31 protein-coding genes are annotated in these 17,528 nt (G+C 69.1%); 3 read left to right on the top strand and 28 right to left on the bottom strand.

Translation table 11 applies throughout. From position 1 onward, the window contains the following. The 12 genes from ACYQ78_RS33665 to ACYQ78_RS33610 form a co-directional block, all read right to left on the bottom strand. Positions 1-288 carry a hypothetical protein gene (locus tag ACYQ78_RS33665; RefSeq protein ID WP_459804998.1) on the bottom strand — a complete coding sequence of 96 codons (288 nt, stop codon included), beginning with the start codon at positions 286-288 and terminating at the stop codon, positions 1-3. 11 nt (positions 289-299) lie between these two features. Beyond that, positions 300-1,130, bottom strand: coding sequence for a hypothetical protein (locus tag ACYQ78_RS33660; protein WP_459804997.1), 831 nt, complete (start codon positions 1,128-1,130; stop codon positions 300-302). A 61-nt stretch (positions 1,131-1,191) separates the two neighbouring features. Next, a complete protein-coding gene (locus ACYQ78_RS33655; protein ID WP_459804996.1) occupies positions 1,192-1,824 on the bottom strand; it encodes a hypothetical protein in 633 nt (210 codons plus the stop codon). 65 nt (positions 1,825-1,889) lie between these two features. Further along, a complete protein-coding gene (locus ACYQ78_RS33650; protein ID WP_459804995.1) occupies positions 1,890-2,150 on the bottom strand; it encodes a hypothetical protein in 261 nt (86 codons plus the stop codon). Positions 2,151-2,161: 11 nt separating this feature from the next. Next, positions 2,162-2,572: a hypothetical protein gene (locus ACYQ78_RS33645; protein WP_459804994.1), complete on the bottom strand. Its 411-nt coding sequence runs from the start codon at positions 2,570-2,572 to the stop codon at positions 2,162-2,164. A gap of 13 nt (positions 2,573-2,585) precedes the next feature. Next, positions 2,586-3,812 carry a phage major capsid protein gene (locus ACYQ78_RS33640; RefSeq protein WP_459804993.1) on the bottom strand — a complete coding sequence of 409 codons (1,227 nt, stop codon included), beginning with the start codon at positions 3,810-3,812 and terminating at the stop codon, positions 2,586-2,588. Further along, a complete protein-coding gene (locus tag ACYQ78_RS33635; protein WP_459804992.1) occupies positions 3,809-4,525 on the bottom strand; it encodes an HK97 family phage prohead protease in 717 nt (238 codons plus the stop codon). Before ACYQ78_RS33635 ends, ACYQ78_RS33640 begins: the two co-directional genes overlap by 4 nt. Continuing rightward, on the bottom strand, positions 4,525-5,868 hold the full coding sequence (locus ACYQ78_RS33630) for a phage portal protein (RefSeq protein WP_459804991.1): 1,344 nt from the start codon (positions 5,866-5,868) through the stop codon (positions 4,525-4,527). Before ACYQ78_RS33630 ends, ACYQ78_RS33635 begins: the two co-directional genes overlap by 1 nt. Next, the gene (locus tag ACYQ78_RS33625) at positions 5,868-6,083 is read right to left on the bottom strand and encodes a hypothetical protein (protein WP_459804990.1); all 216 of its coding nucleotides are present in this window, start codon (positions 6,081-6,083) and stop codon (positions 5,868-5,870) included. The genes ACYQ78_RS33630 and ACYQ78_RS33625 overlap by 1 nt, the downstream gene beginning before the upstream one ends. Before the next feature lie 14 nt (positions 6,084-6,097). After that, the gene (locus ACYQ78_RS33620) at positions 6,098-7,699 is read right to left on the bottom strand and encodes a hypothetical protein (protein WP_459804989.1); all 1,602 of its coding nucleotides are present in this window, start codon (positions 7,697-7,699) and stop codon (positions 6,098-6,100) included. A gap of 3 nt (positions 7,700-7,702) precedes the next feature. Further along, entirely contained in the window at positions 7,703-8,170 is a 468-nt protein-coding gene (locus ACYQ78_RS33615) for a phage terminase small subunit (protein ID WP_459804988.1), read from the bottom strand. A gap of 99 nt (positions 8,171-8,269) precedes the next feature. Continuing rightward, positions 8,270-8,590, bottom strand: a complete 321-nt coding sequence (locus ACYQ78_RS33610; RefSeq protein WP_459804987.1) for an HNH endonuclease — start codon at positions 8,588-8,590, stop codon at positions 8,270-8,272. 313 nt (positions 8,591-8,903) lie between these two features. Here ACYQ78_RS33610 and ACYQ78_RS33605 point away from each other — a divergent pair, with 313 nt between their 5' ends. Then, on the top strand, positions 8,904-9,338 hold the full coding sequence (locus tag ACYQ78_RS33605; protein ID WP_459804986.1) for a hypothetical protein: 435 nt from the start codon (positions 8,904-8,906) through the stop codon (positions 9,336-9,338). A 46-nt stretch (positions 9,339-9,384) separates the two neighbouring features. Here the strand turns inward: ACYQ78_RS33605 and ACYQ78_RS33600 are convergent, their stop codons facing one another. After that, positions 9,385-9,531: a hypothetical protein gene (locus ACYQ78_RS33600; protein WP_459804985.1), complete on the bottom strand. Its 147-nt coding sequence runs from the start codon at positions 9,529-9,531 to the stop codon at positions 9,385-9,387. Between the two features lie 271 nt (positions 9,532-9,802). Here ACYQ78_RS33600 and ACYQ78_RS33595 point away from each other — a divergent pair, with 271 nt between their 5' ends. After that, positions 9,803-10,324, top strand: a complete 522-nt coding sequence (locus tag ACYQ78_RS33595) for a hypothetical protein (RefSeq protein WP_459804984.1) — start codon at positions 9,803-9,805, stop codon at positions 10,322-10,324. A 121-nt stretch (positions 10,325-10,445) separates the two neighbouring features. Then, positions 10,446-10,859, top strand: coding sequence for a hypothetical protein (locus ACYQ78_RS33590; protein WP_459804983.1), 414 nt, complete (start codon positions 10,446-10,448; stop codon positions 10,857-10,859). Between the two features lie 98 nt (positions 10,860-10,957). Here the strand turns inward: ACYQ78_RS33590 and ACYQ78_RS33585 are convergent, their stop codons facing one another. The 15 genes from ACYQ78_RS33585 to ACYQ78_RS33515 all read right to left on the bottom strand — a co-directional run bounded on the left by ACYQ78_RS33585 (position 10,958) and on the right by ACYQ78_RS33515 (position 17,392). Further along, the gene (locus ACYQ78_RS33585; protein WP_459804982.1) at positions 10,958-11,590 is read right to left on the bottom strand and encodes a hypothetical protein; all 633 of its coding nucleotides are present in this window, start codon (positions 11,588-11,590) and stop codon (positions 10,958-10,960) included. Between the two features lie 54 nt (positions 11,591-11,644). Next, positions 11,645-11,815, bottom strand: coding sequence for a hypothetical protein (locus ACYQ78_RS33580; protein WP_459804981.1), 171 nt, complete (start codon positions 11,813-11,815; stop codon positions 11,645-11,647). Positions 11,816-11,826: 11 nt separating this feature from the next. After that, positions 11,827-12,063 carry a hypothetical protein gene (locus ACYQ78_RS33575; RefSeq protein ID WP_459804980.1) on the bottom strand — a complete coding sequence of 79 codons (237 nt, stop codon included), beginning with the start codon at positions 12,061-12,063 and terminating at the stop codon, positions 11,827-11,829. Continuing rightward, positions 12,060-12,275, bottom strand: a complete 216-nt coding sequence (locus ACYQ78_RS33570) for a hypothetical protein (protein ID WP_459804979.1) — start codon at positions 12,273-12,275, stop codon at positions 12,060-12,062. The genes ACYQ78_RS33575 and ACYQ78_RS33570 overlap by 4 nt, the downstream gene beginning before the upstream one ends. Further along, positions 12,272-12,664 carry a hypothetical protein gene (locus ACYQ78_RS33565; protein ID WP_459804978.1) on the bottom strand — a complete coding sequence of 131 codons (393 nt, stop codon included), beginning with the start codon at positions 12,662-12,664 and terminating at the stop codon, positions 12,272-12,274. Before ACYQ78_RS33565 ends, ACYQ78_RS33570 begins: the two co-directional genes overlap by 4 nt. Continuing rightward, entirely contained in the window at positions 12,657-13,121 is a 465-nt protein-coding gene (locus ACYQ78_RS33560; protein ID WP_459804977.1) for a hypothetical protein, read from the bottom strand. Before ACYQ78_RS33560 ends, ACYQ78_RS33565 begins: the two co-directional genes overlap by 8 nt. Positions 13,122-13,134: 13 nt before the next feature. Next, the gene (locus tag ACYQ78_RS33555; protein WP_459804976.1) at positions 13,135-13,509 is read right to left on the bottom strand and encodes a hypothetical protein; all 375 of its coding nucleotides are present in this window, start codon (positions 13,507-13,509) and stop codon (positions 13,135-13,137) included. A 156-nt stretch (positions 13,510-13,665) separates the two neighbouring features. Next, positions 13,666-13,971 (bottom strand): hypothetical protein, encoded by a 306-nt coding sequence (locus ACYQ78_RS33550; protein WP_459804975.1) that lies wholly within the window; start codon positions 13,969-13,971, stop codon positions 13,666-13,668. Then, complete coding sequence (locus tag ACYQ78_RS33545) at positions 13,968-14,216, bottom strand: hypothetical protein (RefSeq protein WP_459804974.1); 249 nt, start codon at positions 14,214-14,216, stop codon at positions 13,968-13,970. Before ACYQ78_RS33545 ends, ACYQ78_RS33550 begins: the two co-directional genes overlap by 4 nt. Beyond that, the gene (locus tag ACYQ78_RS33540) at positions 14,213-14,536 is read right to left on the bottom strand and encodes a hypothetical protein (protein WP_459804973.1); all 324 of its coding nucleotides are present in this window, start codon (positions 14,534-14,536) and stop codon (positions 14,213-14,215) included. Before ACYQ78_RS33540 ends, ACYQ78_RS33545 begins: the two co-directional genes overlap by 4 nt. After that, entirely contained in the window at positions 14,533-15,495 is a 963-nt protein-coding gene (locus ACYQ78_RS33535; protein WP_459804972.1) for a hypothetical protein, read from the bottom strand. The genes ACYQ78_RS33540 and ACYQ78_RS33535 overlap by 4 nt, the downstream gene beginning before the upstream one ends. A gap of 83 nt (positions 15,496-15,578) precedes the next feature. Beyond that, complete coding sequence (locus tag ACYQ78_RS33530; RefSeq protein ID WP_459804971.1) at positions 15,579-16,142, bottom strand: hypothetical protein; 564 nt, start codon at positions 16,140-16,142, stop codon at positions 15,579-15,581. Continuing rightward, positions 16,139-16,282 carry a hypothetical protein gene (locus tag ACYQ78_RS33525; protein WP_459804970.1) on the bottom strand — a complete coding sequence of 48 codons (144 nt, stop codon included), beginning with the start codon at positions 16,280-16,282 and terminating at the stop codon, positions 16,139-16,141. The genes ACYQ78_RS33530 and ACYQ78_RS33525 overlap by 4 nt, the downstream gene beginning before the upstream one ends. Beyond that, positions 16,282-16,572, bottom strand: a complete 291-nt coding sequence (locus ACYQ78_RS33520; RefSeq protein WP_459804969.1) for a hypothetical protein — start codon at positions 16,570-16,572, stop codon at positions 16,282-16,284. The genes ACYQ78_RS33525 and ACYQ78_RS33520 overlap by 1 nt, the downstream gene beginning before the upstream one ends. Positions 16,573-16,696: 124 nt before the next feature. Further along, complete coding sequence (locus tag ACYQ78_RS33515) at positions 16,697-17,392, bottom strand: hypothetical protein (protein WP_459804968.1); 696 nt, start codon at positions 17,390-17,392, stop codon at positions 16,697-16,699. Positions 17,393-17,528: the final 136 nt, after the last annotated feature.

Here is a 17,528-nt window from a genome sequence, read left to right as displayed (position 1 = left end):
CTACTCCCAGTGCATCAGCACGCGCACCTCGCCGGTGTCCCCCGTGCCTGCGATCGCCCACACGAACTGGCGGGACAGCGTGAATTGGATCTGCTCACCCGGCTCCAGGGGATAGCCGGTCGCGGCGGTGACGTCGCTGCCACCGAGGTAGACCGTGACCGCTCCGGTGTTGCGGACCAGGGTCGTGTGCTTACCCGTCCTCGCGGCGTCCACCAGTCCTATGCCCTGGATCTCTTCAACGACAGACCAGGCGTTCCCATCGTGGATCTCGTGAACATCGGCATACATGACGCTTCTCCTTAATCGATGCCGTATATCGCCAGGTCAAAGAGGCGGTCGGCAGAGTCCGCCATGGTGGTGGATTGTGCGCGGGCGGCGAGACGAGTCCCGGCCGGGATGTTCACTCCGATCGGTCCGAGGTAGCGGGGATAGATCACGTCGTCGCTGGTTGACGCCTCGATGTGCCAGTCGGCGATGATGACCACTTCCGAGCCGCTACCACCGATGCCGATGTCGACCAGCCAATCGCCAGCGGACCTGTTGGAGTTCGCCACGTTGCCGATCGCCACGAGCATGGCCCGCATCGGGTTGGCGGTGGATGCGGCGATCTGGGCCCACAAGCCCTTCGTGTTGGCCGTCGTTGTCGGATCGATGCTGGTCGCGCCGCTATCGCCCGTGACCGTCCCGTAGTCCGTCACTCGTGACAGCGGAGGTTGCCCCAGCCATGAGCCGCGCTGCAGCAGCACCTGAATGCGGGACACGGCGGAGGCCGCCGTCGCCTGACAACGCGCCGAAAGGCGGGAACCGGCCGGGACACCGATAGGGATGATGATCTGGCCGGGCCCGAGCAAGCTGGTCCCGTTGTCGGCCTTCAAATTCGGGATCAGGACCGTCTCGCTCCCGGATCCACCGATGCCGATGTCGACCAGGAAATCGGCCGTCTGTGTATGGCCGCGGCCGATGTTGACGATCATCCCGGTCGCGTCGCTGGACGTCGCCGCGATGATCTCAGTCCATGATCCCTTGGTGTTGATCGTCCCCGCCGACGTGACGGCCACGCCGATCGAGGACGCCGAAGTGACGCCGACCGTCTCGGCGCCCTGCCCGTCATAGAGCGGCCAGTCAGCCATGGTCAGCCCTCCTCTTCAGGACGTGCAGGCGACGTTGGCCGCGATGCTGCGCAGGCGCACGTCAGATCACCCGCGCGTCGAGCACGAGCTGGTTGGCCGCCACGACGAGTTGCCCCGGGGATCCGAAACTCTCCGGAATGATCTTGTGCCAGTACAACTCACCCTGACCGGTCAGGTTCACCGAGCTGCCGCCGAGCGTGGTGGACAGCTCGAAGGTGTCTGTCGCACTGGAGACGACGTAGTACACGGTCCCCTCGGTGAGGCCCGCCGGCAGCGACTCGCCCAACACGTTGAAGACCTGGACGCGGTTGCCGTCGGCCAGACCGTGGGCGGCCGACTGGATCGCGTCCGCGGTCGCGCCCGCGCTGTCGACCGTGCCGAAACCTTTGGTGGTCCCGTTGATGGGCGCGTACCCCACGAAGTTGTTGGAGTTGCCCGAGCTCGCGTTGAAGTACAGAAAGAAGCCCCAGTCGCCCGCAGGGACCTCGAAGGTCAGCTGGCCCGAGTTCGACTTCTGCTCGGACGCCGCCGACGCCCAGCCCGGCGCCACCCGGGCGTAGGACCCGCCTGCCGCCTCCGTCCCGGCGTAGTTCGCGCCGGTCCCGGGGTCGGTCATGTTGCCGATGCCGACGTGCGTAATCTCGGCGCCAAGGCCATCGAGTGCTTCGTTCTTGCCGAGTGTGTTCAGCGGCATCGGATGCCTCCTCCAGGCATGACGGGAGGAGCCGCCCGCACCGAGCGGCCCCCTCCGGAATTGATCTACTTGTCGTCCTCGGGCTGGGCCGCCTTGTTGGCCGGGCGGCGGGCCTGCTGCTTGGCCGCCGCCTTCACCTGGCCGTCGTCGGTCTTGCCGGACTTCTCTTCGGCGGGGTCCCCAGCGGGATCCTGACCGGGGACCAGGGACTCGTCGCGCGGGGCGATGTCGTCGCCAGGGGTGTACGCGAGGGACTCGCCGGCCGGGTCGCCGTCGAGGACCAGGCCGCCGTCGCCGGTGCGCCACAGCCGCTGCTCAGCCTTCATCGTCAGGACTCCTAGTCGGGCATCGGAACGTAGATGAGGACCACGTCGAACTGACCGGCCGTCAGGGCGGCGGTCGCGACGGTCGCTTGGATCTTGCGGGCGACGGTCGTCTTGACCGTGGTCGCGCCCGTGAAGACGGGGATGACCGACTTCCGGCCAGTCGTCGACCACGGGGCACCACCGAACGCCGCGGCGGCGAGGATGTCGCCGGCGCCCTCGACCTTCAGGGCGACGGTCGCCGAGCCGCCGGAGTTGAGCGCGACGTCGACCTCGATGAAGCCGCCGAGGATGACCGCGCCAGCGGGGATGACCGCAGACTTGGTGAGGTCGATGTCGCCGACCGCGCCGCCGTCGACGGCGAAGTCGTAGCGGGCCCGGACCGCCTTGAGTTCGGTGACCGGGAAGCCTCCCATGTAGACCATGACCTGTCCCCCTTTAGAGGCCGGTCACGGTCGCAAAGGCGGCCGGCCGGTAGTAGATGACGGCCACGCGCACGTCGACGCGGACGGCCTGCTTGCCGTTGACGAAGAAGTCCGAGTGCGCGTTGCTGATCTGCACGTCGATGCCGCGCTTGGTCGAGAGCTCGGAGAAGTTCCCGAAGTCGCCGACCGCCGAGGTGCCCTCGGGCATGCTGAACGCCTCGATCGCCGGCAGGCCCCAGATGCGCGCCAGGCCGGCCTCGCTGGGCGAGCCCCAGATGTAGATGCCGTCCGTGGTGCGCAGCAGGCGGACTTCCTGCCAGTCCAGCGGGTTCCACACCGTCGCGTCCGGGTTGGCCAGGCCGTTGACCTTGACCTTGGTCAGCGCCTTGTAGACCGCGTCCGGGGTCGGGTCGCCGCCCTTGGCCTGGGTCTGGATCCCGACGATGTTCAGCAGACCGCGCAGGTTCGTGCCGGTGCCGCTGCCGTTGAGGACCTGCCCGTCGAGCCGCTGACGGACCATGAACGGCAGGCGGTTGTTGAGGTAGCCGAGCGCCCGCCCCTGGTCCTCGAACGTCTCGTCGGTCACCGGCAGCCACGTGCCCACCTTCCGGACCGGGGACTGCCGCTCTTCCAGGCTCAGAGACGACTCGGGATAGGGCCCGCCCTCGGCGACCTCGGCCGCGTTGTTCAGGAAGACGGTCTCTTCCATGTAGGTGACCGCGACCTGGGCGGTCGTGGTCTGCGGGATCAGGTCGATGAGCTGGATCGGCCGAGTGACGGCCTCCACGATGCGCGGGCCGCGCGTGGTCTCCGGCGTCCAGGCCAGGGTGTCGAACAGCGCCTTCAGCTCGATGTCCAGGTGCGCCTCGGGCCCGTTCTGACCCTGCCGCTTGGTGAAGGCGTCGGACTCGATGAACATCTCACCGAGCGACTTGGCGCCGCGCTCGCCCTTGCGCTCGTCGCCGCGCTCGCCGCGCTGCTCGCCCTTGGCGGCGTGCTCGCGGGAGCGCTGCGCCGCCTTGGCGACGTCGACGAGCCCCTCGACCGTCACGGCCAGGTCGTCGATCTCGTCGTTCTTCGTCCGGATCCACTCGGCCTTGGCCTTGCTGTCACCGTCGATCACGGTGACCTTGCTCATGTCCAGCTCAGGCCCCGCCTGCTCGAACACCTCGTGAAGGCTCTTACGGGCCAGGTCCAGCTTGCCCTGCGCTTCGGTGAGCGCCGGGAAGGTCATCGTCATGCCGTCTCCTTGGCGACGTTGCGGGCGACCATGCGCAGCCATTCGCGCTGCAGGTCGCCGTCGGCTTCCGGCTCGGGGGTGACCAGCAGGCCGGTCAGGCGCTTGAGCTCCGCCTCGACCTCGACCAGCAGTCCGGCGCTCTCAGCGCCCAGCCCCTTGCCCTTCTCCAGCCGCTTCGCCAAGACGTCCGCGGCTCGGTCACCGAGGGAGCGCGCGGCGGCCACGACCGCCCGCGCCTCGTCGGTGAAACTCATGGGGGCGCCCTTGGCGCCCAGGGTCCGGGTCCCCACGCCCGCACCGAGCAGCACGGGAGCGACCTCGTGGACCTTCAGCCCTTCCAGGAAGCGGACGCGCTGGCCCTCGTGCTCCCCGTAGGAGTACTTCACCGGGTCATAGCCGTAGGACCACTGGCCCAGCTCGCCGAGGCGCTGCACCGTCTTGAAGGTGTCGGCGCCGTGCTGGGTGTCCAGGAAGAACTGAGCTTCCAGGATCGCCTCGGTCTTCGTGGACCGGATCTTGCCCTTGCCCGGCGGGAGCGCCCCGGACCATGAGGTGTGGCCGTACGCGGAGATGGGCATCTCCGCGCCGTCCTCGAACGCGCCGGGCAGGGTCACGTCACGGTCGGAGTCCATGACGTTGAACGTGCTGAAGATGGCGGTGACCTCGCCCTTGTCCGCGTCCTTGATCTCGGCGCGGAAGGCCTTGGTGAACATCACGACTCCTCTGCCGGATCGGGGGTCGACGTGCCGGGTGGCTGTAGCTGGACCGACACGAGGCCGGTGTGCACGAGGAGGTTGACGTCCTGGGCGGCGGTGGCGGCCTTGGCCGACTCGGCGGTGAAGCCCTCACGGACGAGACTGGACACGGTGCTCGCCTCGACCCGGAAGATGTCGGCGGCGTCCTTACGGTCTTCGCGCAGGAACGCGATGTCGCGGTCGTCGATCCACAGCTCGGCGCCGGACGGGACCTCGATGATCGACGCCAGCGACCCGGCCGCGTTTCTCCACAACGGCCTGAGCGTGCCATCGGCGAAGCGGCGTCTGGCCTGCCCGTAGTTCCCCGCGTTGAGGGACGAGCCCTGCATGCCCTCGGAGAAGCCGACGATCGTGGCCGGGACACCGGCGGCGGCGGCCAGGCGGCTCTCGCCCAGAGCCTGCACGGCCTTGTAGTCCAGGTCTTTCATCGACATGGTGATCGGCTGCACGCTCGCGCCGCCGCCGAGGTACAGCGTCTTCCAGGCGTTGTCGACGCCCTGATGGGCCGCGTTCATCGCGGCCATGAACCTCTGGAACAGCTCGGGCGTGACCGAGGCGTCCAGAGTCACTGCGATGCGCGGGGAGGCCGAGTTCTCGAAGAACTTCAGCTTGTGCTTGGTCGCCGCGATGTCGGCCGAGATCTCCCGCAGGACCGGCGTCAGCCAGCTCATGCCGCGCCAGTTGGCTTCCGGGTCCGGGATCGGCGCGAAGTGCGCCACCTGGGACGGCAGCAGCAACGTGTCCGAACGAGCACCGGGCGGCGAGTAGAAATAGCCGATCACCTCGGCGTCCAGCGCTGCGCCGTGTAGTTCGGGCTCCAGCTTGGAGGCGGACACGATGGTCACCCAGTCCGGGCGCAGTCTCCGCAGCCGGGCGGCGATGCGCGCCACGAAGGCGTTGCCTGCCAAATCCGCGTCCTGGATCATGCGGGCGAGCAGGTCCCCCGTGGTGCCGCCCGGCCACGGATTCTCCAGCGATCTCAGCGCCGCCGTCCCGAATAGGTCGCCGGGACGGCCGTTGGTGATCTGGCGAAACTGGAAGCGCGCCTCCGAGAACACCAGCATCCGGACCATCATCAGGGCGAAGATCGGGCCGTTTCGCTTGGCGATCCCCGTGACGTAGCCCTCGAAGTCGTTTTCGATCTGCTCGCGGTCAGAAGCCAGCGATGACGAGCCGAGGAACGGGAAGCGCAGCCGGTCCAGGTCCCAGAAGTCCGACCCGGACCACGACTTCGCCGTGGACGTGCGGGCAGGCTGCGCCCGGCCGCGGTGAGTCTCCGCGACCCTCTCCACCAGCCCCATCAGTTCTCGGCGCCGTCCTCGGCAGCGCGCGGCCGGGCCGCCTCCTGCCAGCCGGCCACGATCGCGGACCACAGGTAGACCAGCGCCATCCACGCCCGCCGCACAGTCCAGCCGAGCGCGAACGGGACGAGCAGCAAGGCCGTCAGCAGCGCCTTGCGCGGGTCCGCCGTCCGGGCCCGCTCCTCGATCTCCTCCAGCGGGATGCTCAACGCCACAGCCCCTCCTACTCCTACACCCACACCGCGAACGGCTCGACCGGCGGCGCCAGGCCAGCCCATGCGTCTTCTTCGATTGCCTTGCTGAGCGCCCGCTTGGCGAGAATCGCGGCCACGAACGCGTCGATACGGTGTCCCTTGGCTCGTTTCACCACGCGCAGGTAGTACTTCGGCACGCCGTCGTCGTCGGGGTCGGGCGGCTTCCGTTTGCCCTTCGCCAGCACCGCGTTCCCGGCGTGCCTCGTCAGGACCTCGTCACCGTCGTGAGTGAGGTCGCCGTCCCGGTAGGAGGTGAGGAAGCGGTCGATCGCCCGGTCCATCCGGATCTCGCTGGTGGTCGGAAACTCCACGATCCGGCCGGGCCACTTCGCTGACCACTTCGTCAGGTAGTCCTGCCATCCGTACGGGTCCGCGTACAGGTAGGCGACCAGGTAGGCCTCGAAGGCGTCATTCACGGCCTGGTCGACCTCGTGCAGGGGCACCCGCCAGTCCTCCGGCGCGTTCTTCGGTCGCTCCCAGACGCGGATCACGTGGAGTCGACTGTGCTCGTCACAGGCGATCAGCGCGGTGGAGTCCCGCGTGCGGCTGCCGTCGAATCCGAGCGCGATCCGTGCCTTCGGGGGCAGGCCGGGCGGCCTGGCCAGCGCCGTCCACCTGGCCGCGTTGATCGCGTCCTCCGCGCCGCCCGCCTCGTCGTCGTTGAGGAAGAACCTGCGGGACTCGTTCTCCCCGGTGGACTCGTCGCGGATGTCGGCCAGGATGCGCTGCTCGCGCACCCACCCGCCGCGGGAGCGGATCGAGTCGCCGTACACGTACCGGATCTCGTCCAGCACGGCCGCATCGTCGTCCAGGTCCACCCGGACCCGCGGCCGCCGATAGTCGATGTGCACACCCGGCGCCGCCGCCTTGTACGTGCGCTGGGCCACCGAATTCTCATTTTGCGCCCAGGCGTTGGTGATCTCCAGCCAGCGCCCGCCCATGCCGGCTAGGTTCCGCTTCATGTTCCGGGCCAGCACCACGCCACCAGTGTTGGACGTCATCAGCCCCGACTCGGTGAACACCGCCTCGGTCAGCCGGGCGCCCAACCGGGCCCGCCCCGACGACGTCGCCGGTTCGATCCAGCCAATACCGGGGAGCTTGATGCGGGTCTCCCCGATATCCAGGCCCTGCAGGTCGGCGAGCGGGCCGTTCGCCAGCATGAACACGATCGGCGCGAACGTGTTGACGGTCTGGTCCTCCGCGACCGCCACGCACTGCACCCACGGCGAGGGGTGCGGCCGGGCGACCGGCTCCCCGTAGGCGTCCCAGCCGGCGAACAGGTCCTCCCCGACGGCGTGCGCGCAGATGAGCGTCGCCGCGAACGGGTCCTTGCCCCACTTCTGCGGCCGCACCAGCTGCCCGCCGTAGTGGACGAACGCCTCCGAACCCATGTCCTGGGTGGCGTACGGGTGCAGCCGGTAGAAGCGCAGCAGGAAGTGCCACATCTCGTCGGTCAGGAGGTACGGCTGACCCATCCGCTCCCCATCGGGGATGATCAGGTTCGCTTCGATCCAGTCGCCGACGATATAGCCCAAGGTCGGGAACTCACCCCTCTCCTGGGGTCCACGCCAAGGCACTGGCTACTCCTCCGGATCCACCGCGCGGAGACGACGGTCGCCGACCGCCTTCGGGAACTCCCTGACCTCGCCGGCGGGTTCGTCCTCGACCACCCAATGCAGGCGCAGCAGTGCCAGCGGGTTCAACCCGAGGCGGTCTTCCAACTGGCGGACCTCGGCGGCGATGCGGACATCGCCCGCCTCGGCCTGGACCAGGTAGCGGACATAGCGGGCGACCGTGCGCGTCCACGCGAGGCGCTCCCACACGGCCGACTGGGGGGTGCGCCACAGCTCGGCCCAGACCTCCGCCTCGCGCCTGTTCCTCGGCGCGCTCCTGCCCTTGGGGAGCGGCCACGGCGGAATGTCGCCGTCGCGGCTCGCAGGGAGCTTGGTCGTGGCCGGGCCGGCGTTGCGGCGCCGGCGGTTCGGGTTGGAAGGCGGGCCCGTCCCGGCCATCGCGATCACCTCCGAAATACACGGTCTGGCGATCACGCGGGATAACCAGACCCGTACAGAAGAAAAGGCACCTTGGGGACGGGTCAGGGGGCAAGCCTCTGACCTGCGTAAACGTCCCACCCCCCTGGCCTGGGGTTATGTGGATCGGGGTGGCTGACGTGCCTCGTTGCACGACGCACACGAGGGCACGTAGTTCTCGAGAACGCTTCGACCACCTAAAGCACGCTGCTGGACGTGGTCTGCGTGCGTGGCTGGCCACGCACCACACCAGTGGCATGCGGGCTGGTCGGCCAGGAGCAGAGCGCGGGCTTTCTGGTGCTCCCACCCGAGTCCACGTTCGGTGGTGGTCCCGCGCTCCGCGTCGCGTACGCGCTGCCGTTTGAGTCGACATGTTTCGCAGCGTGGGCCTGAACCGGAGTGGAGGGTCTCGCAGTCGAGGCATTCGCGTCGGGGCATCGGGTCACCTCGTGTGGCGCTGCTCGCTGCGTGCGGGCGGCCCCCGTTTGCATGGGGCGCCTGGCTTTCGGGGCACGCTGTGGGCGCGGTGCGCTTCACGTTCTGGGGTCAGGGTCGTGATCGTGCGGCCCGTCTGCCGGCACGCCACCCTGCCCCCCTTAAGTCTGGCCCCAGCAGTGAGGCGCCCCCCGTACGAGAGGGCCCCGGCTTTCGCTGCGCCCCGTCAAGAAACCCTGGCCGGTAGAGAGGTAATCCGCGCACAGGTGACGCTCGTCTAACTGCGTCGTCCCATGCCTACCCCGGGAGCGCGACCATGATCCGATGCCTTCGGCTGCTGACGGTGGCCATGCTGCTCACCGGATGCGGCGAACCCGAGGCTCAGCCGCGCGAGCTCTACCGGTCGGCCGGCACCGCACCGGCGGCGCCTTCTGCGACACCGGTCGACGGTCACGTCGTGACGTTCGAGGCCGAGTCCCGGGACGGGGCGTCCAAGCTGGGGACCGTGATCTACAGTGCGGCGGGTACGTCCGCATCGGCGTTCATTCACCAGAGGCAAGACCGCGTTGAGCTGCCGTTCAGCACGACGGTGGCGATCAACGGCCCGGTGCCGGAGTTGACGCTGTCGGTCCTGAACGACGGAGCGGAAGCCGTGATGATCTGCCGGATCAGGGTTGACGGGCAACTGGTACTGGAGGAGTCCGGGTCCGGCATGATGGGCGCGTTGTGCTCGCTACCGCCTACGACCTGACACGACCACCTGATGTGGCCGGAGGGGACACAGAGGAGCGGCACGTCTACGCGGCCATCAGGTCGGCCAGCGCCTGGTCTGCGGCGCGGAGCTCAATGCGGGCGGCCAGGCGCGCGGCTCGCGGGTCGGCGTCCGTGGCGTTGAGTGCGGCGCGGGCGTCGTCGAGGTGAGCGAACGCGAGGTCGAGAGTCATGCGCCGATGGTGCCGGGCCCGGCCAGCCTCCCGAACGACCGAGCAGCGTTCTGTGGATAACCCCGGAGGTGGAATCGCGGGCAGGCCGCACCCTCAAGAGCCCGCCCGCGACGAACATGGGAGCCTCGCGAAGAGGCGGGGAAACGCGAAAACCCGGCGCGCTGGCCGGGCCGTGGGCACAAGGGTGGTAGGACGAATTAAGCCAGCTAAATCGAGTGGCCGTCAACCAGGCCAAACACGACCCCTCTTCGCGAGGCTGTACGTTCCCGGCATGCTGACGTATTTACTCGCCTCCCCCGGCGCCCAGGGCGTCCCGGGCGGCTGGCTTCCTGTCTTCATCCAAGGTGTAGCGGCAAGCTTCCTGGGCGGCATCATGGCCGCCTGGGTGGCGGTCGTGACCATCAGGGTCACCTTCCTCAACGAGCGTCAGCAGCAGCGCGAGGTCGAAGCTCGGGCGGCTGTACGGCTGTTCATCGAGGCCGCCTCCAACACGCTCGGCAAATTCGCAGACTCCTTCGAGGAGGACGACGAGCGGGCGGGTAGGCGCCATCGGCAACGTGCGGCGAACGAGCTGGTAACTGCCATCCACGTTCATCTGTCAGCGGTCGCAGTCCACGACGAGCCCAATGCGGGGAAGCTGCTCGATCAAGCCGATGATCTCCGCAAGCTCGCGAACGAGGCGATCGGCCTCACGCGCGAGAACTGCTCCGAATCGATGGACGAGCTGAACGAGATGTTGGTGAACATCTCTGCGTACGCAGCCGATTTGATGATCTCGTGGAGACGGAAGTAACGCACCTCTCATCCGTGTAATCGCAGGTCAGAGCAGAACGCGACGTTAGCGATTTCGTATGGCATGGTGCGCTCGTCGAGGTCCAACTCGGGGCCTTCGACGAGACAGGGGGTGGTGCTCCATGGTGACCATGGAGGGAAACGCGCTCGGATGTGACCCGCGTGAATGCAACGCGGACATCTGGGCGGTCGATGTGAGACCGGCCGCGATCGTGCCGGGGAGGGTCCCGCCGCCGCCGGGTTCCTGCGACACGCGGGGCTGGCGTCGCTGGACGGAGACGGTGCTGTTCACCTGCCGTAACCACGGCGGCCGGATGGATGTCGGCCTCGCTGTGATCATCCCGGGGAGCCGGGATGAGGAGGCGATCCGGCGGACGGGCGAGGCCATGCGCCTATTCGGTGCTCGGTGGCGCGAGGCCTACAAGCTGCCGGCCGCGCGTCATGACGATGGCAGCGTGCGCTTGAAGGAACTGGCCGACGTCATACTCGGGGGCGGGTCGGCCGCGTCCGCCGCGGCGATGGCCGACCGCATCTAGCCGGAACAGCAAGACGAGGGCACGAACCTCGGGCAGGGTCATGGTGGGGTGGAGCATGGCGACGGCGTCGTCTACGGTCCACCCCACCATGTCGCCCATCAGGCCCAGTCCCTCCGGTAGGTCACCCGCCCGTCGCGCCACTGGATCGTGGAGTCGCCGTTCAGGCCGCTCTTCACCAGTCTGCCCTCCGGGTGGCGATCTTCGAGGTCCCAGCAGCGGGGGTTGATGCACCGGATCCGCCGCTCGGTGCCCCTCATTCGCAGGCTGAAAGTCTGGCAGTACGGACACGACGGAGGTACGGCGCCCTGCGGAACCGGGATGGGGACCCACGGCTCCTCCAGGCCGATGTCCCGGATCTGCCGGGCGGCGCGTATCCAGCGCTCGATGATCCGCCGGGCCTGCACGGCGGCCTCACGCGGTACGCCGTGCACCAGCTGGGCGATCGCGGTCAACGCTGCGGCGGTGTTGGCGTCGCTACCGCCACGGCGTCGACCGGGGTGGCCGGCGACCTCCATGCGGAGCGCGGCTTCCAGGCGGCGGGCTTCCTCATGGATGACCATGAGGACCATCCCGGCCTCGGGGTGCCATGGGGCGGGTGACCCGCTCACCTTGTGGTGAGAGGTCGTGCCCCGGGAGACGTCCCCAACCTGCTCGGGTAGGAGGGCCTGGACCTCCTGGAGCAGGTCTTGCAGTTCGGCGACCAGGGCGCCGATGTCGGTCTGGTCAGCCACTCAACGCTCGGTACATCATGCGGCTCCTGTCGGTTGGGGGAGTCTCAAACGAGGTCACAGGGCGTTCCAGCAGTTCCGGCACGGCCCTCCCGCCGCGTCGCTGGTCATCGCGCCGCACGCCATCGGGCAAGGGAACGGGATGCCCTCGATGACGGGGTCGCTCCAATCGTCGGTCCTGACCGCGTGGTGGAGGGCGGCCGCCTGCTCGGATGTCAGATCCGGCAAAAAGTGGATGATCAACTGGGATTCCTGTCACTTCGAGGGACGGGGTCCATGGGCTGAACGGTGAAGCCATCGGCCTCGGTGAATCGCAGCATGGTCCCGGTCTGCGGGCCGAACCGGATCTCCGCGACGGGTATGTACCAGCCGCCGGCGGCGGCCTGAAGGATGCCGGTGGCGGTCGTGCCGTCGGGCTGGGTGAGCACGACCTCGCGTCCCACAAGGGCGTCAAGGTCGGCGGCCGTCGTCGTCATGCGGGGTTCCTGTCGGTGCGGGGGACGGCGGCGATGTCGGGCACGTAGTCGCCGGTGCGCAGCGCGGCGGGCGGACCGCGGTGGGCGATGCATACCGGTGTCCAGGTGGGGTTGCCGCGCACCCAGCGCCAGCCGGTCGAGGCCTGCCCGCATCCTGTGTCCCAGCCGCACGGCCGACCGGCGGCCCGGGGCGGGGGAAAGGGCCGGCTCACGGGCTCACGATCCGGTCTCGTTGCAGTGCGAGGGCGCGGCGCTCCCTGAGGAGCTGCTCGAGGGAAGGCTTCCCCTCTCTCTGAGAGTCCTTGTCCGTGCCCATGAGGATGGATTCCAGCCTTTCGAACTGCTTGCCGACCCCGGCGACGTTCTGCTCCATGGCGGCTTTCATCTCTCGGCCGAGGATCTCTAAGCCGTCGACGACGGCGGTCTCGATCCGGGCATCAACTTTCGCGGGGATGCCGTCGATCATGCCTATGACCTCGGTGTGGAGCGTTCGAAGATCCTTGTGGGTTGCTCGCAGATCCTGGAGGAGCTCGTGCCCCTCGCGGATGACGGCGCGCAGTTCCTCGGCCTCGTCGGCGCTGTTCTTGCGGGGCTTACCCACCCTGTCGCTCCTCGCCGACCAGGGCGTCGGCCGGGGCGCTGGTCTTGGCGCTGAGGCCCAGCGACCTCCGAAGGCGGGCCAGGTCGTCGTGGATCCCGATCCAGGGGCTCTGGTCGGGGGCGTCGGTGAACGGCTTGTCGAGGTAGGCGGCGTTCGCGACAAGGCGGGCGGTGAGCCGCCGGGTGTTCTCGCGGGCGCCGGTGATAACGCTCTCGGCTCGCTCGGCCCGCAGTCGCCACGGTGTGCCCCACTCCAGCGGCAGCGGGCCGCCGCCGCCGGAGATGGTGTGGATCCACTCGGCGGCCTGGCGGAGCTGGTCGCGGTCGCGGGAGAGGTCCTGGTGGCACTCCCACAGCCGGTGGTATTCGGTGATCATGCGGAGGACCTCCTCGAGGGGGACCTCGGCGGTGCCGTGCTTGAGGTGCATCTCGATGTCGCGGATCTCTTCGGGTGTCATGGGCGGTTCCTGTTCAGCGTCGGGCGCGTCGACGGCGCGGGCGGGCAGCGCCGACGAGGGCCAGGCCGGGTATCTCGGGCTGGACATCGGCCAGCGCGGCGCACCCGCCCTTGATGAAGTGCGGTTTGTAGACGTGCTCGATCTGCGCCGGGCGCAGAGCGCCGGGGCTGGTGAGCGAGCGGGAGACCCAGATGCCCAGCCCGTTCTTCATGCACGCCTGGTTGCCGTCGGGATGCGGGCGCGCGTCGACGGCCAGGCGCTCGCCGTACTCGGTGCGCGTCCAGAGGATCCGCTCCTCGCAGCCGACGTTGGGGCAGGGGGTCAGGTCGTGGCGGGTGGGCAGCACGGGGGCCTCCCAGGTCGGGTCAGGTCCGGATGCGGGGCTCACCGCAATTCGAACACTGTTCGAATCGGATGGGGCCGATCTGCTCGGGCGGGTCATGTCGGGGGTGAGTGCAGCTACGACGGCGCTGACGTCGGTGTTTACGCCGCATCTTCATGATCCACCGGGCGCGGCGAATCTTCAGTCGGAATAGCGTTCGAATCATGTTCGAACGATCTGAGCCGGGACGAACAGCACCTCCTGGCCCTCGATGTGCCCGGGCGAGCGCACCCTGCCGGCCCGGCCGAGACACAGGGCCTGACGACTGCGCGTCACACCGAGCCGCTTCGCGCACGAGGGCCCGAGCCGGTAGTGCAGCGACAGGTCGGTCCGCACCGGGTGACGGCACCGCTTGCAGCGGGGCCGGTCGACGAGTGGCCGCCGACCGCGACGAGGTCGGCGTTCCTCCTCCTCGATGAGCTCCAGGGGCGGTAGGTCCAGAGGCAGCAGCCCGAGGCCGGCGGTCATAAGCCGAGCTCCGTTCGGACCGCGCGCACCGCGATGTCGGCCAGCGCGTCGACGTAGGCCTCGCCGAGGACCGGATCCCGGGTCAGGTTGGGCCACGCCAGGAGCAGCGCCTCGGCGATACCCTTCCGGGCGACGGCGGCCGGGTCGACCTTCGCGCCCGAGGGGTTGATGCGGGTCTTGCCGCACCGCTCGACCGTGACGTCGCCGATCTGGTCGACCGGCAGCCAGCGAGGCTTGTGGATCATGGGTTCTCCAGGCGGTCGAGCTCAGCGACCGGGCTGGCCGCCATCGCGCGGACGGCGCTCTCCAGCAGGGCCCACGTGCATTCGGCCACGGCGTGGGATCCGTCCGCGAGACGCACGATCATCGCGACGGTCGGTCGGCCCTTGGCTGTCCGGCCGGGCACCAGGCCGATCCGCTCGACCACTCCCTGCCCGGCGGCCGGGGTGTGGCGGAGATCCCGCCAGGGGTTCAGCGCCAGGTTCAGCGTGACGGCCAGCTTCATGCCTATGAGTGGAAGGTCGGGGCCCATGCCCCGCCGGGCAGCGTCTTCCTGGTTGCTCATACAACGACTCCATTCGCTCGAAGGTGGGCCCGGGCCTCAGCCGCGCCGAGGCCGGCGCGCTTGGGATCGGGGGGCGGGCCGTCCCGGATGACCGTGGACGGCGCGGCCCAGGGCACGTGGTCGGGCTCGGGCTGCAGCAGCATCTGGTCGAGCCGCCACCGGGCGACGGCCGCCGGGTGCTCGGCCTCGTGCACACCGGCCAGGGCCCGGGCCAGGTGGGCCGTGCTGTAGCCCTGGATCATCAGCGCCATCACGCTCGGCGCGAGGTACCACGGCGCCTCGGCCCGGGCCAGGACGGTGAGCGCGAGCTCGCCGTAACGGGGCGGGTAGTGGCTCATGAGGCTGAGCACCTGGCCGGGGGTGAGCCAGAACTGACTCTGTTCCTCGGGAGCAGGTAGTGGCGGGAGGGTGGCCAGGGCCTTGAGGTCTGCGACGGTGCGGACCGCGACCGGCTTGTGGTCTGTGGGATCCGAGGGGAAGTAGTTAACTGGTTTTATGTGCGCTTTTTCGACGCATGTTGTGACCTGGTGTTCCACCGCATCGTCGCAGGTCGCAACATGTGCGGGATTCGGTGAGATGTCGCCGGGGTCGTAGGTGGGATCAGCGGCGCTCTCGGCCGCGAGGGCGGCGTCCAGCAACGCCCAGGCCTCGTGCTCGGCCGGCAGGTCTCCCGGCTGGTCGGTCACGAGGATGAGGTGCTGCCAACTGCGGCCCACCGCCCGGCGGTGCTGCACGAGGTGACCGGCCTCCGCCAGTTCGGTGTTGCCGGCGCGTAGCCCGCCGATGCTCACCTGATAGTTGGCCGCCACGTTCCCCCGGCTACTGCCGGGAGCGGGCGGGCAGGCGAGGTAGCGGACCAGGAGGCCGATCGCGGCTGCGCTGAGCTCGCGGGCGGCCTGGACGACGGCACCGATGGTGTCGTGTTGGAACGCCAACACGAACGTCCCGGTCAGGGCCATAGGCCACCTGCCGGGACGTGAGGCCGGACGGTGCGGGTCCGGCGTCGTGCGGTCATGGGAATCGGGCGCCTTCCTTCAAGGTCTCAGTGGGGGGCGGAGGCGGTGCTGCGTAACCAGATCTCCAGTCGGCCGCGCACACCGCGGGCGATTCGGTGGTTGCGCAGCATGAGGGCTTCGTCCCGGCGGATCCGGGCCAGGCGGGGCAGGTCGGGCCAGTCGGCGCCGAGGGCGTCCAGACGGGCGCGCACGGCGTCGACGAGCTCGGCCGGGGTGCCGTACATCCGCGGCCGCACGATCAGGGCGCGCTTGCCGGGGTGGGGGGTGGCCCACCATCCGGCGTTGGCCAGGACGACGGAGGCCCAGTTGATGACGTGCTGGATGTCGAGCGGGTCGGCGCCGATGTCATCGAGGTTGAAGGCGATGAGGAGAATGTGGTCTGCCCCGGCGGGTGGGCGACCTACGAGCAGTCGCAGACCCATCGTTCCCGGCTGGGGCGCGGTGGAGTCGCGAAGGCGTTGCCGCACCAGGCGGTCCACCGCGTCGCCCATGACGGCCAGGTCCCGGCTGTTGAGCTTGCGCGCGGGAGGCTTGTCCGGGGCCTTGCCCTGGTCTCGGCCTGGCGCCTGGCGGGTGGCTGCCCGCGTCATGACGGCTGACCGAAGGCGAGCAGGAAGAGCACACCGAGGAAGCCGGTCAGCAGCGACAGCAGGAACAGCGCCGCGTGAACGGGGCTGCTCAGGCGGACGCCGGACAGCAGGCCGATGAGGAGCAGGGAGGCCGTGGCCATCACTGTTCGCCGGCCTCGTCGACCACGCCGCGCTTCCAGTCGATCTCGGTCTCGTGGATCAGCAGGCCGTTGCCGATCTTGCCGTAGATGACCTCGTTGTCGAGCGGCAGCCCGGCGGCCTCGGCGCGCACCTTGTAGGCGACCGCGACGGGCGCACCGCTGGCCTGCCACGGCTCAGCGAGGCGATCCCACCAGTCCTCGACAACGAACTTGGAGCCGCTCTTGAGGTAGATCGTGGAGCCCGCGAGCGGGTGCGGCTCGGCGTGACCCGCGAGGGCGTTGGTGCTCATAGAGGGTGCGGCCTTTCTGCTGGTCGTGAAGGTGTTGTGGCGGGGCCGCCGCTGGTCCTGTGACAGGGCGGCCCCGCGCGAACCCAGGCCTCGCCCCCCACAGCGGGCCCGGGAACTCAGAGGGCTACTCCTGGGGCTTGAAGTCGGCCCCGGCGTTGAACCGGGTGACAGGCAGCAGGGCGAAGCGCAAGGCGTTCTCGGCGTGCGTGCCGTAGTCGTAGGCCGCGTCGGGCAGGTCGCGCGCCTCGTCCAAGAACTTGTGCATCTCAGCCGCCTCGTGGTCCGCGAGGTAACTCTCCGACGCGAGCTCTGCGGCCGCGTGGCGCGCGCCGATCATGCGCGCCAGCCGGTCGTAGGCGGCCCTGAACTTCGGCTCCCCCGACCACCGCTGGCCTGAGGGAGACACGAGATCTGGAGCCGGGACGTCCAGCGGGTGCAGCAGGGGCTTCCCGTCCTGGTCGACCAGCACGATCGGGATCCGGCGCTCTTCGCCGGCCAGCACGCTGATGACCGACGACACGGTGCCGGTCGCGTACGCCACCGATGCGTCGTGGGCCGCCGATTCCAGCTTGTCGCGCTGGGCACGGAAGGCGTCGGCGACGATAGTGACGGCGCTCACGTGAGGCTGCCACTCGGCGTCAGCCCAGCGGGTGCCCGAGCGCACGGCGATACCCCGAAGGTCCTGAACGCGGAACTCGTCGTTGACCCAGAGCATGCCCTCTGCGGCCTTCTGGGCAGCCCGCAGCCTGCGGGCCGCTTCGCCGAGCACCCACACGTTCTCGGTGAGGGCGGTGTGCCAGGGGCGTTGGTCGGTCTTCATGGATCTTCCTTGTGTAGGGAGATGGTGAGGGGGCTTACTCCCACCAGCGCGGAACCCCCAGCGCGCTCCGCAGGAACGTGACCGACGAGCGGCCCGCAGCCCTGATGAGTGCGCGGAAGGACCGGCGCGGTGGGTG

The organism is Herbidospora sp. RD11066 (assembly GCF_054661255.1).
This window is presented reverse-complemented; position numbering and strand designations above follow the sequence as displayed.

What these genes read in the sequence shown, in the direction of transcription:
- ACYQ78_RS33560 (WP_459804977.1), bottom strand. Translation starts at nt 13,121, where the DNA reads ATGACACCCGAAGAGATCCGCGACATCGAGATGCACCTCAAGCACGGC.
- ACYQ78_RS33645 (WP_459804994.1), bottom strand. Translation starts at nt 2,572, where the DNA reads ATGGTCTACATGGGAGGCTTCCCGGTCACCGAACTCAAGGCGGTCCGG.
- ACYQ78_RS33660 (WP_459804997.1), bottom strand. Translation starts at nt 1,130, where the DNA reads ATGGCTGACTGGCCGCTCTATGACGGGCAGGGCGCCGAGACGGTCGGC.
- ACYQ78_RS33540 (WP_459804973.1), bottom strand. Translation starts at nt 14,536, where the DNA reads ATGAGCAACCAGGAAGACGCTGCCCGGCGGGGCATGGGCCCCGACCTT.
- ACYQ78_RS33515 (WP_459804968.1), bottom strand. Translation starts at nt 17,392, where the DNA reads ATGAAGACCGACCAACGCCCCTGGCACACCGCCCTCACCGAGAACGTG.
- ACYQ78_RS33635 (WP_459804992.1), bottom strand. Translation starts at nt 4,525, where the DNA reads ATGTTCACCAAGGCCTTCCGCGCCGAGATCAAGGACGCGGACAAGGGC.
- ACYQ78_RS33550 (WP_459804975.1), bottom strand. Translation starts at nt 13,971, where the DNA reads ATGACCGCCGGCCTCGGGCTGCTGCCTCTGGACCTACCGCCCCTGGAG.
- ACYQ78_RS33545 (WP_459804974.1), bottom strand. Translation starts at nt 14,216, where the DNA reads ATGATCCACAAGCCTCGCTGGCTGCCGGTCGACCAGATCGGCGACGTC.
- ACYQ78_RS33530 (WP_459804971.1), bottom strand. Translation starts at nt 16,142, where the DNA reads ATGACGCGGGCAGCCACCCGCCAGGCGCCAGGCCGAGACCAGGGCAAG.
- ACYQ78_RS33525 (WP_459804970.1), bottom strand. Translation starts at nt 16,282, where the DNA reads ATGGCCACGGCCTCCCTGCTCCTCATCGGCCTGCTGTCCGGCGTCCGC.
- ACYQ78_RS33655 (WP_459804996.1), bottom strand. Translation starts at nt 1,824, where the DNA reads ATGCCGCTGAACACACTCGGCAAGAACGAAGCACTCGATGGCCTTGGC.
- ACYQ78_RS33665 (WP_459804998.1), bottom strand. Translation starts at nt 288, where the DNA reads ATGTATGCCGATGTTCACGAGATCCACGATGGGAACGCCTGGTCTGTC.
- ACYQ78_RS33600 (WP_459804985.1), bottom strand. Translation starts at nt 9,531, where the DNA reads ATGACTCTCGACCTCGCGTTCGCTCACCTCGACGACGCCCGCGCCGCA.
- ACYQ78_RS33640 (WP_459804993.1), bottom strand. Translation starts at nt 3,812, where the DNA reads ATGACGATGACCTTCCCGGCGCTCACCGAAGCGCAGGGCAAGCTGGAC.
- ACYQ78_RS33650 (WP_459804995.1), bottom strand. Translation starts at nt 2,150, where the DNA reads ATGAAGGCTGAGCAGCGGCTGTGGCGCACCGGCGACGGCGGCCTGGTC.
- ACYQ78_RS33590 (WP_459804983.1), top strand. Translation starts at nt 10,446, where the DNA reads ATGGTGACCATGGAGGGAAACGCGCTCGGATGTGACCCGCGTGAATGC.
- ACYQ78_RS33575 (WP_459804980.1), bottom strand. Translation starts at nt 12,063, where the DNA reads ATGACGACGACGGCCGCCGACCTTGACGCCCTTGTGGGACGCGAGGTC.
- ACYQ78_RS33610 (WP_459804987.1), bottom strand. Translation starts at nt 8,590, where the DNA reads ATGCCCCGACGCGAATGCCTCGACTGCGAGACCCTCCACTCCGGTTCA.
- ACYQ78_RS33605 (WP_459804986.1), top strand. Translation starts at nt 8,904, where the DNA reads ATGATCCGATGCCTTCGGCTGCTGACGGTGGCCATGCTGCTCACCGGA.
- ACYQ78_RS33595 (WP_459804984.1), top strand. Translation starts at nt 9,803, where the DNA reads ATGCTGACGTATTTACTCGCCTCCCCCGGCGCCCAGGGCGTCCCGGGC.
- ACYQ78_RS33535 (WP_459804972.1), bottom strand. Translation starts at nt 15,495, where the DNA reads ATGGCCCTGACCGGGACGTTCGTGTTGGCGTTCCAACACGACACCATC.
- ACYQ78_RS33630 (WP_459804991.1), bottom strand. Translation starts at nt 5,868, where the DNA reads ATGGGGCTGGTGGAGAGGGTCGCGGAGACTCACCGCGGCCGGGCGCAG.
- ACYQ78_RS33520 (WP_459804969.1), bottom strand. Translation starts at nt 16,572, where the DNA reads ATGAGCACCAACGCCCTCGCGGGTCACGCCGAGCCGCACCCGCTCGCG.